General features: G+C 65.2%; 16 protein-coding genes. 11 read left to right on the top strand and 5 right to left on the bottom strand.

The genetic code is table 11. From position 1 onward, the window contains the following. Positions 1 to 195 precede the first annotated feature (195 nt). Entirely contained in the window at positions 196 to 1,545 is a 1,350-nt protein-coding gene (locus ASG92_RS21195) for a sugar ABC transporter substrate-binding protein (RefSeq protein ID WP_056632997.1), read from the bottom strand. 273 nt (positions 1,546 to 1,818) lie between these two features. On the opposite strand from ASG92_RS21195, the gene ASG92_RS21190 reads away from it, so the two are divergent. The 4 genes from ASG92_RS21190 to ASG92_RS28610 all read left to right on the top strand — a co-directional run bounded on the left by ASG92_RS21190 (position 1,819) and on the right by ASG92_RS28610 (position 5,667). After that, the gene (locus ASG92_RS21190; RefSeq protein ID WP_240987242.1) at positions 1,819 to 2,742 is read left to right on the top strand and encodes an AraC family transcriptional regulator; all 924 of its coding nucleotides are present in this window, start codon (positions 1,819 to 1,821) and stop codon (positions 2,740 to 2,742) included. A 138-nt stretch (positions 2,743 to 2,880) separates the two neighbouring features. Then, positions 2,881 to 4,131, top strand: a complete 1,251-nt coding sequence (locus ASG92_RS21185) for an Nramp family divalent metal transporter (RefSeq protein ID WP_056632994.1) — start codon at positions 2,881 to 2,883, stop codon at positions 4,129 to 4,131. Positions 4,132 to 4,625: 494 nt separating this feature from the next. Beyond that, positions 4,626 to 4,871, top strand: a 246-nt coding sequence (locus ASG92_RS21175) for a hypothetical protein (RefSeq protein WP_240987241.1), incomplete at its 5' end; no start/stop codon positions are given. A gap of 463 nt (positions 4,872 to 5,334) precedes the next feature. Continuing rightward, a complete protein-coding gene (locus ASG92_RS28610) occupies positions 5,335 to 5,667 on the top strand; it encodes a hypothetical protein (protein WP_157372361.1) in 333 nt (110 codons plus the stop codon). A 53-nt stretch (positions 5,668 to 5,720) separates the two neighbouring features. Here ASG92_RS28610 and ASG92_RS21170 read toward each other — a convergent pair whose 3' ends face one another. Then, complete coding sequence (locus ASG92_RS21170) at positions 5,721 to 6,491, bottom strand: NAD(P)-binding domain-containing protein (protein WP_082579648.1); 771 nt, start codon at positions 6,489 to 6,491, stop codon at positions 5,721 to 5,723. Between the two features lie 438 nt (positions 6,492 to 6,929). Between ASG92_RS21170 and ASG92_RS21165 the strand changes: the two genes are divergently transcribed. Beyond that, positions 6,930 to 7,322, top strand: a complete 393-nt coding sequence (locus ASG92_RS21165) for a nuclear transport factor 2 family protein (RefSeq protein WP_056633000.1) — start codon at positions 6,930 to 6,932, stop codon at positions 7,320 to 7,322. An 8-nt stretch (positions 7,323 to 7,330) separates the two neighbouring features. Further along, the gene (locus ASG92_RS30060) at positions 7,331 to 7,528 is read left to right on the top strand and encodes a hypothetical protein (protein WP_056632978.1); all 198 of its coding nucleotides are present in this window, start codon (positions 7,331 to 7,333) and stop codon (positions 7,526 to 7,528) included. 115 nt (positions 7,529 to 7,643) lie between these two features. On the opposite strand, the gene ASG92_RS21155 is transcribed toward ASG92_RS30060, so the two are convergent. From ASG92_RS21155 to ASG92_RS21145, 3 genes are all read right to left on the bottom strand, one after another. Beyond that, a complete protein-coding gene (locus ASG92_RS21155) occupies positions 7,644 to 8,075 on the bottom strand; it encodes a nuclear transport factor 2 family protein (RefSeq protein ID WP_056632971.1) in 432 nt (143 codons plus the stop codon). 251 nt (positions 8,076 to 8,326) lie between these two features. Next, positions 8,327 to 9,250 carry a DUF817 domain-containing protein gene (locus ASG92_RS21150; protein ID WP_056632969.1) on the bottom strand — a complete coding sequence of 308 codons (924 nt, stop codon included), beginning with the start codon at positions 9,248 to 9,250 and terminating at the stop codon, positions 8,327 to 8,329. A gap of 183 nt (positions 9,251 to 9,433) precedes the next feature. Continuing rightward, positions 9,434 to 10,072, bottom strand: a complete 639-nt coding sequence (locus ASG92_RS21145) for a GPP34 family phosphoprotein (protein WP_056632965.1) — start codon at positions 10,070 to 10,072, stop codon at positions 9,434 to 9,436. Between the two features lie 146 nt (positions 10,073 to 10,218). Between ASG92_RS21145 and ASG92_RS21140 the strand changes: the two genes are divergently transcribed. The 5 genes from ASG92_RS21140 to ASG92_RS21120 are packed head-to-tail and all read left to right on the top strand — an operon-like array spanning position 10,219 to position 16,284. After that, positions 10,219 to 11,118 (top strand): MurR/RpiR family transcriptional regulator, encoded by a 900-nt coding sequence (locus tag ASG92_RS21140; RefSeq protein WP_056632963.1) that lies wholly within the window; start codon positions 10,219 to 10,221, stop codon positions 11,116 to 11,118. Positions 11,119 to 11,173: 55 nt separating this feature from the next. Further along, positions 11,174 to 12,100, top strand: a complete 927-nt coding sequence (locus ASG92_RS21135) for an NAD(P)-dependent oxidoreductase (protein ID WP_056632960.1) — start codon at positions 11,174 to 11,176, stop codon at positions 12,098 to 12,100. 24 nt (positions 12,101 to 12,124) lie between these two features. Then, positions 12,125 to 13,672 (top strand): aldehyde dehydrogenase family protein, encoded by a 1,548-nt coding sequence (locus tag ASG92_RS21130; RefSeq protein ID WP_056632957.1) that lies wholly within the window; start codon positions 12,125 to 12,127, stop codon positions 13,670 to 13,672. A 15-nt stretch (positions 13,673 to 13,687) separates the two neighbouring features. Continuing rightward, a complete protein-coding gene (locus ASG92_RS21125) occupies positions 13,688 to 14,914 on the top strand; it encodes an amidohydrolase (protein WP_056632955.1) in 1,227 nt (408 codons plus the stop codon). Continuing rightward, on the top strand, positions 14,911 to 16,284 hold the full coding sequence (locus ASG92_RS21120) for a DUF3100 domain-containing protein (protein ID WP_056632951.1): 1,374 nt from the start codon (positions 14,911 to 14,913) through the stop codon (positions 16,282 to 16,284). The genes ASG92_RS21125 and ASG92_RS21120 overlap by 4 nt, the downstream gene beginning before the upstream one ends. The last annotated feature ends 100 nt before the right edge of the window (positions 16,285 to 16,384 follow it).

Genomic DNA, 16,384 nt, shown 5'->3' with positions numbered 1-16,384 from the left:
TGAGGAAGATCAGGGCCGGCAGCAGCGGCGCACGCCGGGCCCAGGCCAGAGCACGTTCACGGGATCTGGCGTTCTTGGAAGGTTTGGTTGCGCTGCGCCCGGTGCGGGAGATGCGCGCTGTTGCGGTAGTCATAGTGGTCTCCTGCGGTTCCGTGGCCCGCCCGGGGGCGGGCCGCGGAACCGGTTGGTGGGTTGTTACTTCTTGTACTTGTCGCCGATTTTTTGGGCGGCTTCCTGGCCCTTGGCCAGAGCGTCGGCTACAGAGCCCTGCCCTGCGATGGCAGAGCTGACACCCTGGGAGACCGTGGTGCCAAGGTCGGCGAATTCGGGGATGCCGACGAACTGGATGCCCACGACCGGGCGTTCCTGAACGCCCGGGTTCTTCGGGTCTGCGTTTTCAATGGCGGAGCGTTCGGCCTTGAAGAACGGGGCGGCCTTCTGGAACTCGGCGTTCTCGTAGGTGGAGATGCGCTTGCCGGACGGGACCTTGGCCCAGCCGAGCTTGGAGGCCACGAGTTCCTCATACTTCTTCGAGCTGGCCCAGGCGATGAACTTCCCGGCGGCGTCCTGCTTCTTGGAGGCAGCCTGCACGCCCCAGGACCAGGTCCACAGCCAGCCGGAGGACTTCGTGTTCTTTACCGGTGCCTGGGCGTAGCCGATCTTGCCCTTCACCGGGGAGGTTGCGGCTTCCAGGGCACCGGCGGCAGAGGTGGCGTCGTACCACATGGCGACCTTGCTCTGGCTCATGTTGTTCAGGCATTCGGTGAACCCGGCCTGGGCGGCACCGGCTTCACCGTGCTCCCGCACCAGCTTGGTGTAGAACTCGGTCGCTTCGGTGAATTCCGGGGCGTTGACCTTCGCGTTCCAGTCCTTGTCGAACCAGGTGCCGCCGAACGTGTTGACCACGGTGGTCAGCGGTGCGAAGACCTGGCCCCAGCCGGGTTGGCCGCGCAGGCAGATGCCCTTCATTCCCGGAGCGGCGCCGTCAACCTTGGCGGCAAGGTCGGCCACCTGGTCCCAGGTGGGCTTCTCCGGCATGGTCAGGCCCTTGGCGTCGAAGATGTCCTTGCGGTACATGAGGAAGGAGGACTCCCCGTAGAACGGCTCGCCGTAGAGTTTGCCGTCCTTGCCGGTGAGGGAGGCCGTGTAGGCGGGCAGGATGTCCGCCTGGTTGAACCCGGCGTCTTTGGCGACGTTGTCCAGGGGCGCCAGCCAGTTGTTAGCCGAGTAGAACGGGATCTCGTAGTTGGAGAGGGAGGCCACGTCGTACTGGCCGGCCTGGCTGGAGAACTCCTGGCTGATCTTGGCCCGGACATCGTTCTCGGGCAGGACCGTGTAGTTCACCTTGATCCCGGTGTCCTTGGTGAAGTTATCCGCTGTCAGCCTCTGCAGGTCTTCCATCTGCGGGTTGTTCACCATCAGGACATTGATGCTGTTCTGGTCCCCCGCCGCCGTGCCGCCACCGGCACCGGAGCAGGCAGAGGCGGAAAGAGCGATACACAGGGCGCCGGCGGCCAGCGAGGCAGCACGTATTTTCGGGCGCATTAAGGACTCCTTTGTTCTTCATGGGGTGCGCAGCCACTGCACGTCGACTGCTGCGTCGAAGTACCGGACTGGAGCGGGGCTTTGGACCGGAAACCCGGGGCGCCGCGCTGATGTTCCTCAAGATTAGGCTGGTGCGCTACCGCACAACTAGCGCCGTGCTTGCCAATTTCTGATACTAATTTTCTCGGCCTGTAGTCCGCGCAGGCGGTATTCTGGGAGGAATCACCCATGGTGATGTCCAGATTTCATGACCCGGGATGTAGGAGTACGGCTGTGGTTGCACCAGATCCGCACGATGGCGCGTCGACCAGGCTTGCTGAGCGGCTGCTGGGCATGCGCGCCAACAGGGAGGTGATCCCGGCCGATCCGAACCAGTCAGTCCGGTGGCATGAGCATGACTATCCCAGCCCGCTGGCGCGCTGGAACTACCATCCCGAATACGAGATCCACCTGATCCGGAAAGGCACCGGCAAATTCATCGTCGGAGACCACATCGGAACGTTCGAGGCCGGGCACGTGTCCATCGTGGGGTCGGGACTTCCCCACGACTGGGTCAGCGACCTCGAGCCCGGCGAGGTCCTTGAGGGCCGCGACGCCGTTATCCAGTTCGACGGTAAATGGATCCAGCAGGCAGCGTCGATTGTTCCTGAATTGGCTGAGGTCAGTCCGCTCCTGGAGCAGTCCGCACGCGGGATCGAGTTCCTCGGCCGCTCCGCCGAGAACGCCGCCGCCGCCATCGAAGCCATGGGCACCTCGGCCGGGCTGGATCGGCTTCATCACCTCCTGGAACTTTTTGCGATCCTCACCCGCGCACCGCAGGAGGAACGGCGCTATCTGGCCGACGAATGGTTCAGGCCGCAGCTGGACGGTCAGGCGGCCGCCGTCGTGGACATCGTCCTTGAATACGTGTTCAGCAATCACGCCGGGACCGTCAAGATGTCAGAGGCTGCGGGCTTGGTGGGCATGCCCGAGCCGACATTTTCGAAGTACTTCAAACGCGCCACCGGCCAAAACTTCAGCGACCTGGTGCGCAAGCTCCGGCTGGCCCACGCACGACGCCTGCTGGAACGCACGGACAAAACCATCTCGGACATTTGCTACGAAGTCGGCTTCTCCAACCTGTCCAACTTCAACCGGCATTTCCTTAACGACGCAGGCGAAACCCCTCGGCGCTACCGCCAGCGTCTGCAGAGCTGACCTCTCGGCCCACTCAAGGTTCATTCAGCGGGCCGAACACGTCGAGGAGATGTTGCTAGTCCGAAAGACTACTTTTCGGTTTCCCTAAATTCGCGTTATCCTCGTCGTATCAGCTTGCCCCGATGATGAGGACCGGTGATGGCCACAACGACCCTTCAGGTACGCCCGGCAGCCACCCGGGCGTGGTCCCGACTGCTGCTGCTCGGCCCGGCGTTTGTCGCCGCCATCGCCTACGTGGACCCCGGGAACGTCGCCGCCAACCTGACCGCCGGCGCGAGCTACGGCTACCTGCTGGTCTGGGTGCTGGTCGTGGCGAACGCAATGGCCGTACTGGTGCAGTACCAGTCGGCGAAGCTGGGCCTGGCCACAGGGCTGAGTCTCCCCGAGATCTTGGGGAAGCGCCTGGGGACCCGGCGCCGGCGGCTGTATTGGGCGCAGGCCGAGATCGTTGCCGGGGCGACGGACATGGCAGAAGTGATCGGCGGCGCCGTAGCACTGAACCTGCTCTTCGGACTGCCCCTGCTGGCGGGCGGGTTCCTCATCGGCCTGGCCTCCATGCTGCTGCTGGCCCTGCAGACAGCCCGGGGCCAGAGGTCGTTTGAGTACGCCATCCTGATCCTGCTCGGCGTCATCGCCGTCGGGTTCGTGTCCGGCCTGTTCGTCAACCCGCCCGACGGCGGAAGCGCCCTCGGCGGGCTGCTGCCCCGCTTCGAGGGAACCGACACGGTCCTGCTGGCCGCCAGCATGCTCGGCGCAACGGTGATGCCGCATGCGATCTACCTGCACTCGGCCCTGGCCCGGGACCGGCACGGCTTCTCCGAGGACCCGGCAGTGCGGACCCGGCTAATCCGGGCCACCCGGTTCGATGTTGTCGGAGCCCTGATGCTGGCCGGCGTCGTGAACATTTCGATGCTGCTGCTGGCCGCGTCCAGCCTGCGCGGCATCGAGGGAACGGACACCATCGCCGGCGCCCACGCCGCCGTCACCTCGGCGCTCGGCCCGGCCATCGGCGTCGTGTTTGCGATCGGGCTGCTGGCGTCGGGCCTGGCCTCCACCTCGGTGGGCTGCTACGCGGGTGCCACCATCATGGGCGGTTTGCTGAAGATCCGCGTGCCGCTGCTCACCCGCCGGGTCATCACCCTGATCCCTGCCCTGATCATCCTGGGCGCAGGCATCGAACCGACCCTCGCCCTGGTCCTGAGCCAGGTCCTGCTCAGCTTCGGCATCCCCTTCGCCCTGATACCGCTGATCCGGCTCACCGGAAAGCGCGAGGTCATGGGCATCCACACCGATTCCAAGGCACTGAAGATCGCCGGCTGGACCAGCGCCACCCTCATCGTCGGACTGAACTGCGTGCTGATCACACTGACCCTCACCGGCCAGGCCTGACTCTTTCGATTCAACCGCGCCGTTTGACGGCACGGCACCGACACAGCCGATCTTTTTCGGACTTTGTATTGCGCCCGGCGCGCCGATCATCCACACTGACTACAGATCCGCAGGAAATTGTTTCCGCCGATCCAGCCCGCCAGACACTACGGCCGTGTATTGCGCCCGGCGCGCCGATCATCCACACTGACTACAGATCCGCAGGAAATTGTTTCCGCCGATCCAGCCCGCCAGACACTACGGCCGGCCACCGCCCCATTTGAGAATGCCGGGCAACCCCTCTCGAACCACCGCTTTCCGCTTCCCCGGGTATGCCCGGCCCCGGAAGCCCCTGCCCACTGAGGCCCGGCACATCCCGACGAGAAAGAGACCACGATGATCAAACGCCACTCGGACGTCGTCCTGGAAATCACCGCCCACGACCCGGACACCGTCGAAAACGACCTGAACGCCGCCGTAGAGATCGCCCGCGAACAAGCCATGAAGGAATGCCNCGCCACTCGGACGTCGTCCTGGAAATCACCGCCCACGACCCGGACACCGTCGAAAACGACCTGAACGCCGCCGTAGAGATCGCCCGCGAACAAGCCATGAAGGAATGCCGCCACGGCATCCTCGTGACCCAACACGGATACACCAGCTACACCGTCGCTGTCAGCCGCGACGTCCCCTACGGGCAGACACACGAACGGCGCGAGGAACCGGCGAACTCACAGATAGAGACCGGTCCGGGCCGCTGAGGTTCGGAAAACCGGCTCAAGCCATAACGGAACGGACGACGGCGGGAGGTCCCGCCGTCGCCCGTGCGGTCGTTGCAACACCCCCGAGTTTTGGGAGTTGCAACGACCGTGTCGTCTTTAAAGGGGAAATCATCCGGCAGGAGAAAGTACACGCAGGAGGAGAAAGACCGATTCTTCGCTGTTCTGGACCGGGTCGGTCGCGTAAGGGTTGCCGCCGAAGAGCTGGGACTCAATCCGATGACGTGTTACCAGTGGACCCGCAAGGCCGGCGTCCGGGTTGGGCAGCGGATGAGTGTGGCGGGCCCGTCCGGGACGGCACCCGACGCCACCCGGCCCGAGACACCTGGTGGAGTCCGTTATTCCGAACCGTAGATATTCCTGAGGCGGCTAGCGTTCTGGTCTGGATGATGGAGTGCCTGCTCGGGTCGTCTTGGCGTGAGGCCATGACTAAGGTTGGGAATCGATGCGCGAATCAAACCTGAATCCAGCGCCGCGAGAATGGCTTGAGAAGGCCTGTGACTCAAATATCGTTTTCTTCCTGCCGGCAATGATCTTGCTGGTGACGTTCCAGTCCCTACTTGAAGGATGGGAATTCCGGGCCTCCCTGGCCGCCCTCGTTCTGGCTGTCCTCGCCTTGCCTCCGATATTGACACTGGTTTTGAAACCGTTCGTGGTGCCCCTGAAAAGACGACGAGTGGCACTAGATGCCGAACGGGGGATTTTCGAGTGTGGCCATCGTGGAGTCGGCTGTCACTCCTTCAAGTCTGAATCTGCTGGCCGAACGATGCTTGAGTGATGGTCCCTAAGGGCAACAGCCGCTGGGCTTCCGCTCCGCCGGACTATCGATTGCTACTTCTGAGCGAGCCTTGCAAGCAGCGCGTCGAGGCCGACCTGCACAGCGTCGTACGTTCCTGCGGCTTCAAGGTCGCGCGCGAACTGCTCGTTGAGCCCTCCGGGCGTCGTGTGTGCTTGGGCTAGGGCCGCGAAGTCCGCGCCAGGCGAGCCGAGCTCGCCGGACAGGGCTGCGAAGGTGTCGGCGACGTAGCGACGCGCCGGGGCTGTCGGGACGCCGCGACCGGACAGCCAGTCTGCGATCGTTCCGAGGTAGCGAAAGTACGCCGCGACCGTGGCGGATGCCGCGGACACCGATTCATATGCCAGCTCGTTGGCGATCCCCATGCTCCCGCCCAACCGGTCGTACAGCCCCGTTGCCGCCGGCGTTGCCGGGTACACCGGTGTCACGCTCCCGCGGGTCGCCACGGCGCTGAGCGGGATGCTTCGTGCGATGTCAGTCGCAGGCGCGACTAGTCCGGCCAGCTGCGCGACAGGGAATCCGGCTATCGCACTGACCACGGCGTGGTTAGCGCGGAACTGCAGTCCAGCTAGCACCTCTGCGGCGTGGATGGGCAGCAGGCAGACGACCACCACGTCGCTGTCGTCCACGACCTGCTGGTTGTCTATGGCCACCCGCACCGATGGCAAACCGGCCGCGAGCTTTGTCGCACGTTCGGCATTCCTTGGGGAAAGCACGATCTCTGGCGGCTCGACCACCCCGTCGCAAAGCCCAGTGATGATCGCCGTCGCGATTGAGCCAACTCCAAGGACGCCGTAAGAGGTCACCGGGCGACCCTACCCTAAGATCGACGTCGGCGGCACCGTCCAGAATCTGAACTGCATGCCGGCGACGTCCTAGCCGAACGACGCAGGCACCCCCAGGGCGTGCTCTGCCCTAACGGTTCTGCTGACGCGCCTCTGCGGGACCTTCCTTGACCCGCCACACTCCCATAGAGATTTCCATGTGCAGAGGGAAGACCAGGAAGGGCCGCATCGCCGGCCCTTCCTGGTCTTCTAATCCGGGAGCTGCACATCGTGGGGATCCAACTCCGGAGGGACCCGCACCAAGCGCACCGAATGCCGGAACGCACGCCGGTGAACTCGGGAAGGTCCTTTTGCGCGGGTCCTAGACCTTGATGATTTCCCCATCGACAGGCACCCGGGCCAGGAATGGTCTTGAGCCGTCCTAACATGACCGACAGAGATGACGGAGAGGTGTCCGACATGGGAGCTGCAGAAAACGCTGAACTGGTCCGGCGGGGGTATGAGGCCTTCAACGCAGGGGATCTGGCGACACTTGGCGAACTGTTCGCGGAGGACGCGGTCTGGTATGCCGCGGGAAGCGGCGTGCTGTCCGGCACGAAGCAAGGACGCGACGCCATCCTGGCTTACTTCGGCGAGCTGGGAGCACGTTCCCAGGGTTCCTTCCAAGCGACCGTCCGGGACATTGTGGGCGGGGAAAACCACACAGTGGGGCTCCAGCAAAGCCACGCCGAAAGCAATGGAAGGACTTTGGACGTGGCCACGGCCATCGCGTTCGTACTCCGCGACGGAAAAGTCATCGAGGGCCGGGAGTTCTTCGAGGACACAGCCAAGGCGGACGAGTTCTGGGCCTGAATTCCGGCGTGGCCGGGCCGGAGATGACGGCAGCCCTCTCGGAGGAGGAATCATGGTCAAATCTGCCGTGCGTCGTCATCGCCCGCACGGCAGCCGAGGTCTTCCAATATGTCGCTGACCTCCGGAACGATCCGAATTGGCATGTTGACATAGCCACAGTGCCTCGTGACTTTGTCCAGAACCTCAAGCGCGCGCTGGAATCCTGAACGTCCACCACGTCGCTCGCCCAAATGTGCCCCACGCCAATTTCCTGGGCCAATTTCCTGGCGTGTCACTTGTGACTGTCAGTTCACCGGCTCAGTCCCAACTTCCCCGGCACGGTTAGCTTTGGATCACCGAATCTGCCGGCTGCCTGCCCACGCGCGGATCAGCATGCCGGTGCAAGAGCTTCCACCCGTCGGATTCGCGGCGGTAGATGCAGGTGACCCGCAATGCCACATCGCTCAGGTCATCCCGGCCGTCGACCTTTGCGCGGACCCTTTCGATCTCGACGGTATACGCCAGATCCTCTCCCACCGACTTCGCGATGGTCTCGCAGGTCGCTGGCTCTGCGTCGCGGTAGTAGGAAGCTGCCCGCTCGAGCTGCTCGTAAACGGCGTCCCTGCCTCGACCAAACCCGCCGAATGGGTTCCCGAGGGTGATGTCCTCATTCTGGGAGTACAGCGCCTTGTACCCGCTGGGGTCACCTCTGGCGATCATGTTGAGTGCCGCCCTGGCCTGCACCAGCGCATCCTCGAATCCTGAATTGCCCATCGCACGCTCCTTTCGCCTCGTCTCTCAACACAGATTGTGCCAGCGCCACTCGCTCCTGCAAGGGCATTCCGTCAACGCAGATTTGTTTTGCAGAGGGAACCCAGGCAGGGCCGGCTCACGCTGCCGCCTCCAGCCCTGCTTATTGAGCCTCGACGGCAGCTCAACTTTGCCCGGATCCAGCTCGTGACGAGCACCAAAGAACAGCAAGGCATATGGGAACAGACGACGGCGGGAGGTCCCGCCGTCGACCGCTATCCTTCCGAGGCCGAAGCCCGGACCGCCGGCGCCTCGTCGGCCGAACCCGGCGCCTCGCTGGCCCGGCCAGACTCTTCGGGTGGCTCCGGCTTGTAGACCCACGCCACCAGCACCACGGAGATGATCATCAGCAGGAACCACGAGACTAGCTTGTCGAGCGGGACCATGTGCCAGCCGTTCAGCTGGCTCGGGTAGAGCCAGGCCCCGGACCAGGTGGCGATGTTCTCGGCGATCCAGATGAACAGCGCCACCAGCAGGAACGCCAGGACCAGCGGCATCCGGAACTGCCGGCGGAACACCCGGAAGTGCATCACGCACCGGCCGAAGACCACCACGACGGCGGCCAGCAGGACCCAGCGGGCGTCGGCGATGTAGTGGTGAGTGAAGAAGTTCAGGTAGATGCCGGCGGCCACGATCGCCGTGATCCACCGCCGCGGATACGCCGCGAAGCGCAGGTCGAAGAGCCGGTAGACGCGCACCATGTAGGAACCCACCGCCGCATACATGAAGCCGCTGAAGAGCGGCACCGCCCCGATGCGCAGGAAGCCTTCCGAATCGTACGTCCACGACCCGACGTCGGTCTTGAACAGCTCCATCACCGTCCCCACCAGGTGGAAGAGCACAATCACCCTGAGCTCCCGCGCGGTTTCCAGCCGCGTGGCAACCATCAGGATCTGGATCACGACGGCGGCGAGGGTCAGGAAATCGTTCCTGGCCAGCGCGGCGCCGTCCGGATACCAGAGCCGCGCCGCCAGGATCACGGCGAGGAGCGCGGCGCCGAAGATGCACGCCCACGCCTGCTTGAGGCCGAAGACGGCAAATTCCACGAGCCTTGAACGGAAGCCGCTGGCCGGGGCATTGTCCAGCAGCCGGTGCGCCCGATCGTCGATACGGCGCTCTACGGACGTGAAGCTGCGCACTGGTACCCCGTTCCCCCGCCACGAGTGGCAATGTGTTTTCCGTGCACCACCGCCCGCGACCGCACGGTGCGGCCGAACCGGCGCGATGGCGCGCAATCCACGGTAGCCCAAGACAGCGGACGACGGCGGGACCCCGCCGTCGTCCGCTTGCCTCTGCGAGTGCCCCCGGAGGAAGCACTGCGGCTAGGTTGCGGCTTCCGCCTCCGCCAGTCTGATCATGCGCAGTTCGTCCATCACCGCACGGGACGGCCAGTGGTCCTTCACCAGTTGCCTTACCCGGCTCTGATCTGCTGCCGGGAAAAGCCTGTCGAGCAGTCCTGCGGCCTGAAGCAGGGCGATCAGTGCCGTGGTCCTGGAATCGGACAGCGAACCGCCGAGTGCGGCCTGGATCTTCTGAAGGAGCGCCGCTTCCGGAGCGTGGTCCTTCTCCGGGTACCGCGTGGACCTGAACAGACCGAGGTGCTTTTCGCCGACATGCTCCACGATGCCCAGCGACGCCATCCCCTCGTAGACACGGCGCACTTCGGCGCGGCTCTCCAGCATGGAGACCCACCGCTTGGGAGTGTGTGGCCGTGATTTTTCCCGGATGAGGTCCAGCTGGTGCTGGAAGTCCGATTCCGGGGCGGCCCCGGTGGCCCTGACGTGCTTCCCCCGCACCGCGACTGCGCCAAGCAGGTCCAGCTCGGCCAGTATTGCCCCTGCCAACGTGGTCCTGAGTACGTACGCAGGCACGTAGGGTTCGCCGTCCTTGTCGTTCGTTGCCAGGAGGAGGAAAGCCTGGGGAAGGTTCAGCTCCTCGGCCTTCGGTGTTTCAGCATTCATACGATCATCGTGGCGCAGTTAGGCAGCCACCACAACGAGGATTTACAAGACGGAAACCAGAAATGCCTGTTCGCAAACAAAATTGCATAGTACATTTGATGCAATCAGCCTTGCAGAGTGATGTGCGTTACAGAAGAGGTCCGGACTTGAACACCAACGCTGTCGATCTTGAAGCCAACGCGGCAGGCGTCACCGGCGCAGGCAATGTTTCACATGCCTGGCTCGGGGACGCTCTTCCGGACGTTCCGCTGTCCAAGGCGCAGAGCCGGGTGGTCGATGTCATAGCCCGCAATCCGCAGCTCTCCTCCTACGCAGACATCGCCGAGATCGCCCAGCGCGCAGACGTCAACAACTCCACGGTTGTCCGTACAGCCCAACACCTGGGTTACCGCGGCTGGCCGGATCTCCAGCGGGAACTGCGCTCGCGGTACCTCGTCATGATCTCCACCGAGGACACGCTGGCTGAGCATGGCGAACACCGCAGTCCCCTCCATGACGCGCTCAACCATGACATCAAGAACCTGCGCCTGACGCTGGACTCCAATACGGGCGACGACGCCGAGGCAGCCATCGCGGCCATGGCCGCCGCCAAGTCCATCACCGTCGTCGGGCTTGGCTCGTTTGCCGGCCCCGCCAGCGTGATGGCGCACCTGGGCTCCACCATGGGCTACCCCATCACCTTGGAGAACCGTGGCGGCGTCCACCTCGCTTCCAGCACCAACACCCTTGGTGAAGGGGACGTCCTGGTGGTCATCAACATGTGGCGCTCCATACGGCAGATCATCGTCACCGCCGAAACCGCCAAGCAGGCAGGCGCCAAGGTCATCGCCATCAGCGACATGCGCCGGGGCCGCCTGGCAGCAGCCGCTGACCACCTCCTGGTGGTGGCCTCGGAAGGCATCTCCTTCTTCCAGTCCGTCACCGCCGCAAACTCAGTGGTCTACGGCCTGCTCGCGGGCATGGAAGCCGCGCATCCCGAACGCAGCCGCGCCGCCATCCGCCGCACCCAGCAGCTGTGGAAAGACCTGGACATCTACCTCGACTGACCTCCAGCCCCGCCGGCTGGCCCCTAAATCCACAGACCTTCTCCAGGAGTACTTCATGAACACCAACACCGACCGCCGCATAGCCGTCATTGGCCTCGGCTCCATGGGCGGAGCGATGGCAGCCACGCTCCACAAGGCCGGCTGGGATGTCATCGGCTTTGACCCCTCCGAGCCTGCCAGGACCGCCGCCGCACAAACTGGAATTCCTACCACGGCCAACATTGATGATCTCGCCGGAACGCCATACGCGGTTCTCTCCCTGCCCGCTGCCACCGTCGTTGAGGCCACGGTGCCCCGGCTCCTGGCGGCTCCGGGAACCGTCGCGATCATCGACACCACCACCTCCGAACCGGCCACCAGCAAACTCATGGCCTCCCTTGCCGAAGCACAAGGGGCGGCCTTCGTGGACTCTCCGGTCTCCGGCGGCCGCGACGGCGCGGCAGCAGGAACACTGAGCGCCTTCGTCGGAGCAACCGACGCGGCCCTTGCCGTTGCCGAGCCTGTCCTGCTCGCCCTCACCGGCGGCAAGTACAACCACATCGGGGGCCCCGGCAGCGGCAACGTGGTCAAGCTCCTCAACAACGTCCTGGCGGCGGCCAACCTGGTCTCGGTGGGCGAGGCCCTGGGCGTCGCCAAGGCCTACGGCATCGATCCTGCCAAGGCGGCGGCAAGCATCAGCGAAGCCTCCGGCGGCAGCAAGGTCTCCGCGAACATGTACCCCAACTGGGTGCTCAGCGGTACCCACGATTCAGGTTTCTCGCTCGGCCTCATGGCGCGTGATGCCGCTCTCGCCGTGGAGGTCGCCGCACAAATCGGCGAAAACCCGGCACTGCTCGCAGCGGTGGCCGGTCAGTGGCAGGAAGCCCTGGCCGTCCTCGGACCGCGTGCGGACTTCACCGAAATCGCGAGGACCGTCGCCCCGGCCATCACCCCCGCCGGCGCACCCGACGCCGGCGCACCCAGCAGCACAGCCGTCGCCTAAGCACCCAGCCATAAAGGAACACCATTGAGCATCACAACAGCACCCAGATCCTCCTCAGCAGCTACCGCCCGGACCGTCCTGGACGCAGCGTTCCCGGCCGGCCTTGGCGCCTTCCTTGACGGCCGGACCGTTCCCGGCAGCGGCGAGAGCATCACGCTCACGGCAGCGGCCACCGGCGAACCCTTCGCCACATATGCCGACCCCGGCGCGGAGGGCGCCAACGCCATCCTGGAAAGCTCTGTGCGCGGCGCGGCGGCCTGGGGCGAGATGAACGGATTCGAACGGGCAGCAATCCTGCGCAACGTCAGCCGCACTGTGGAAGCACACGCGGAGGAACTTGCCATCCTCGAGTCCGCCACGACCGGAAAGCCCATCCGGGACGCCCGCGTTGAAGCCGCCAAAGTGGCGGAAATGTTCGGCTACTACTCCGGCTGGGCCGATAAACTCACGGGGCAGACCATTCCGGTTCCCGGACCGTGGCACACCTACACCGAGCGCGTTCCCTGGGGCGTCGTCGTCGCCATCACGCCCTGGAACGCTCCGCTGTTCACCGCGGGGTGGAATTCCGCCGCCCCGCTGGCTGCCGGCAATGCCGTCATCATCAAGCCCAGTGAATTCACACCGGCCTCTACGGTCCGTCTCGCCCAGCTGGCCCACGAAGCCGGGCTGCCGGCGGGCGTGTTCAACGTGGCGGCGGGACTGGGCCAGACGGTGGGCGCGGCCCTCACCGGCGACCGGCGGGTCGGCAAAGTCAGCTTCATCGGCTCCGTCCCCACAGGCCGGCGTGTAGCAGTCGCGGCCGCGCAGGCCGGAATTCCCGCCCTGCTGGAACTCGGCGGCAAAAGCGCAAACATTGTGTTCGCCGATGCCGACCTGGACCGTGCCGCGGACGGCGCCATCTCCGCGATCTTCTCCGGCGCGGGCCAGTCCTGCGTGGCCGGATCACGGCTCCTGGCGGAGCGGAGCGTGCACGCAAAGTTCGTCGAGCTAGTCGCGGACCGGGCCGCGCGGCTGCGCGTCGGCGACCCGCTCAGCGCGGACACCGAGGTGGGCCCAATCATCACGGCCCAGCAGTTCGCCACCGTCACCTCCCTCATCGAGGCAGGACTGCACGACGGCGGACGCCGGGTCACGGGGGCGACGCTACCGGATGCCCTCGCCGGGTCGGCGCTGGCCGGCGGCCACTGGGTCATGCCCACCTTGCTCGACGGCGTAACGCCCGATAACCGCCTCGAAACCACGGAGGTCTTCGGTCCCGTAGTGGGCGCGGACGCGTTCGACACGGAAGCGGAGGCCATCGCCCGCGCAAACAACACCAACTTCGGCCTGGCCGGAGCCGTGTGGACGTCCGACGTTTCACGCGCCCACCATGTTGCCCGTGCGGTGAAGGGGGGCACGTTCTGGATCAACTCCTACAAGACCATCCACGTGGCAGTTCCGTTCGGCGGCTTCGGCGACTCCGGCCATGGCCGTTCCTCCGGTCCCGGCGTCCTCGACGAGTACACGCAGACGAAGGCCATCTGGGTGCCCACGCGCGCGGCAGGCTCCCCCTTCCCGTCCCTGTCCTACTAGGAGCAGCAGATACTCATGGAACTGACAGACACAACACCAGCCATGGCGACCCTCCGCGCTGCCCTGGCCGACGGCGTCGAGGAATGGAAGCCGCGAGTCCAGGCCATGGCGCACGAAATCCATGCCAACAAGGAGGTCTCCTTCGAGGAGGTCCGCTCGGCCGAGGCGGCAGCAGCACTGCTGGCCAGCGGCGGCTTCGAGGTGGAACGCGGCACCGGCGGCCTTCCCACGGCCTTCACCGCGAGCGCCGGCACCGGCGAACTGACGGTCGCACTGTGCGTGGAATACGATGCGCTCCCCGATATCGGTCACGCGTGCGGGCACAACCTGATCGCGGGCGCCTCCGTCGGCGCCGCCCTCGCCCTGCGGCCCCACGTGGACGAGCTGGGCATCACGCTGAAGGCAATCGGAACGCCCGCCGAGGAACACGGCGGCGGCAAGGCCCTCCTTCTGGAACGCGGGGCGTTCGACGGCGTCGGCCTCGCCCTCATGGTCCACCCCGTCCAGGACGGCGTGACATATAACCCGGCAGGCACCAGCGCCCAGGCCGTGGGCCGCCACAAGGCGACGTTCACCGGAAAGGCCGCACATGCGGCGGCAGCCCCGCATCTCGCCGTGAACGCAGCGGACGCAGCGGTGCTGAGCCAGGTCGCCGTCGGGCTGCTGCGCCAGCAAATCCCCGGCGACCACCGCGTGGCCCTTTACGTTGCCGAGGCCGGACACGTCACCAACATCATTCCGGACCGGGCAGTGGTCCAGTTTGAGTGCCGGGCCTTCACGCTTGGGGAATACGAGGCTTTGCTCGAACGCGTCCGCCGCTGTTTCGAAGGAGCCGCCATGGCCACCGGAACAACGCTGGCCATCGAGGCAACAGAACCCCTCTACGAACCGCTGCTCCAGGACAACGCCCTGGCCGCGCACTGGACCGAGGCAATGGCTGCGTTCGGCAAGGACACCTCGCCCGCGGCCGGCATCACCGGCGGCTCCACCGACATGGGCAACATCTCCCAGGTCATCCCCACCCTGCATCCGTGGCTCAGCATTCCCGGTGCGGACGTAGCCATCCACTCCCATGCGTTCGCAGCAGTTGCAGACTCCCCTGAGGCGTACGGCGTGATGTTCGAGGCGGCCACGGCGCTGGCCTGGACCGTCGCCGCCGCGGCCGCCAGCCCCACCGAAAGAGCACGCTTCGTCAAGGCGGCATACCGCCGTCGGACTTTCACCCAGGAAGGCACATCATGAGTACCAGCACCACAACACCGCGGATAGACAAAGCTGGTGCCCGGCTGACCCTTCCGATTGCCGCCCTGGCGTTCGTCATTGCCATCGCGGTCCAGCTCATCGGCCAGGCCAAGATCGATCTCGGCGTCGGCGCAATCGTCATCTTCCCCATGGTCTGGGGACTCATCCTGGGACTTCTGGTCTCCATCCAGAAGTTCAAGCCCCTCGGCCTGGATCTGCAAAGAGTCGCCGCCGCCCTGGTGGGTGTGGCCGTTCTGCTCCTGGTGGCCAGGCTGGCGTTCAACATCGGCCCCAGCCTCCCCAGCCTGATCAAGGCCGGGCCGGCCCTGCTTTTGCAGGAAGTGGGCCACCTGCTGGGCACCATCGCGCTGGCCCTCCCCCTGGCTGTCCTCCTCCGAATGGGAAAGGCAACAGTGGGCGCCACATTCTCCCTTGACCGCGAACCCTCATTCGCCATGGTCTCCGAAAAGTACGGTCCCGATTCGGACCAGTACCGGGGCGTGCTGGCCATGTACGTCTTCGGGACCCTCTTCGGCGCCGTGTTCATCACGCTGCTCACCTCCCTCGTGGCCAACTGGAAGATCTTCGACCCTCTGGCCTTGGCCATGGGCGCGGGCGTGGGTTCCGGCTCCATGATGGCGGCCTCCTCGGCCAGCATCATCGCTGCCTACCCCGGGGACCAGGAGGCTGTCCTGGGCATGGCGGCGGTCTCCAACCTGATCACCACCATCCTTGGCGTCTACGTCGGAATCTACATCGCCCTGCCGCTGGCGGACCGTTTCTACCGGATCCTCACCCGCAAGCAGACGCGCGAAGCCGCAGCTGTCACAGCAGGGGCCACCGCGGATCGCGGCCGGGCCGACATCGAGCGGGAAGAGGCCCAAGCCGAAGAAAACCGGCGGTTCCGCGAACGGGTCGCAGAATCCTCGGCAGCCATCAGGCTCCCGCTGTGGCTGTCCCTGTCAGTTCTGACGGTCCTCGGCATCGGCACTGCCTCGGTGGCGGCGAAGGGATTCAGCCTGTCGATAGTCGCCGGGTACGGAATCATGCTCGCCCTGGTCCTGGTAAGCATTGGCCTGGCGAAGCTCACCAAGATCATCTCGGCGATCGTCTACATCACCACCATCGGTGCCTACATCTCCAGCCCCTGGTTCTTCGGCGCGGCGGCGCTCACGGCGGTCATCAAGTCCGTCGACTTCCTCTCAATCGCCACCGTCATGCTGACGCTCGCGGGCCTGTCCCTGGGCAAGGACATCCCGCTGCTGAAAAACATCGGCTGGAAAATCATTCCTGTGGGCCTGCTTGCCATCACGGCATCCTTCCTGCTCTCCACCGTGATCGCGGAGTTCGCCCTGGGCCTATGGCACTAGGCCGAAGTTACGCAGGTTGAGACGCCGGAATCCCCGTGTTGGCGGGGATTCCGGCGTTTTTGCTGGGTGGGTGTCTGGCTACTTTCCGTGGGCGGCGGCG

Origin of the sequence: Arthrobacter sp. Soil736, from assembly GCF_001428005.1 — a bacterium.
Classification (GTDB): Bacteria; Actinomycetota; Actinomycetes; order Actinomycetales; family Micrococcaceae; genus Arthrobacter.
The sequence above is the reverse complement of the archived record's forward strand: the minus strand, read 5'-3'. Positions and strand labels throughout refer to the sequence as shown.

Bases quoted from the DNA above. Each gene is read 5' to 3' on its own strand.
- ASG92_RS21195 (WP_056632997.1), bottom strand. From the start codon at position 1,545: ATGCGCCCGAAAATACGTGCTGCCTCGCTGGCCGCCGGCGCCCTGTGT.
- ASG92_RS21185 (WP_056632994.1), top strand. From the start codon at position 2,881: ATGGCCACAACGACCCTTCAGGTACGCCCGGCAGCCACCCGGGCGTGG.
- ASG92_RS28610 (WP_157372361.1), top strand. From the start codon at position 5,335: ATGCGCGAATCAAACCTGAATCCAGCGCCGCGAGAATGGCTTGAGAAG.
- ASG92_RS21165 (WP_056633000.1), top strand. From the start codon at position 6,930: ATGGGAGCTGCAGAAAACGCTGAACTGGTCCGGCGGGGGTATGAGGCC.
- ASG92_RS21155 (WP_056632971.1), bottom strand. From the start codon at position 8,075: ATGGGCAATTCAGGATTCGAGGATGCGCTGGTGCAGGCCAGGGCGGCA.
- ASG92_RS21145 (WP_056632965.1), bottom strand. From the start codon at position 10,072: ATGAATGCTGAAACACCGAAGGCCGAGGAGCTGAACCTTCCCCAGGCT.
- ASG92_RS21135 (WP_056632960.1), top strand. From the start codon at position 11,174: ATGAACACCAACACCGACCGCCGCATAGCCGTCATTGGCCTCGGCTCC.
- ASG92_RS21125 (WP_056632955.1), top strand. From the start codon at position 13,688: ATGGAACTGACAGACACAACACCAGCCATGGCGACCCTCCGCGCTGCC.
- ASG92_RS21120 (WP_056632951.1), top strand. From the start codon at position 14,911: ATGAGTACCAGCACCACAACACCGCGGATAGACAAAGCTGGTGCCCGG.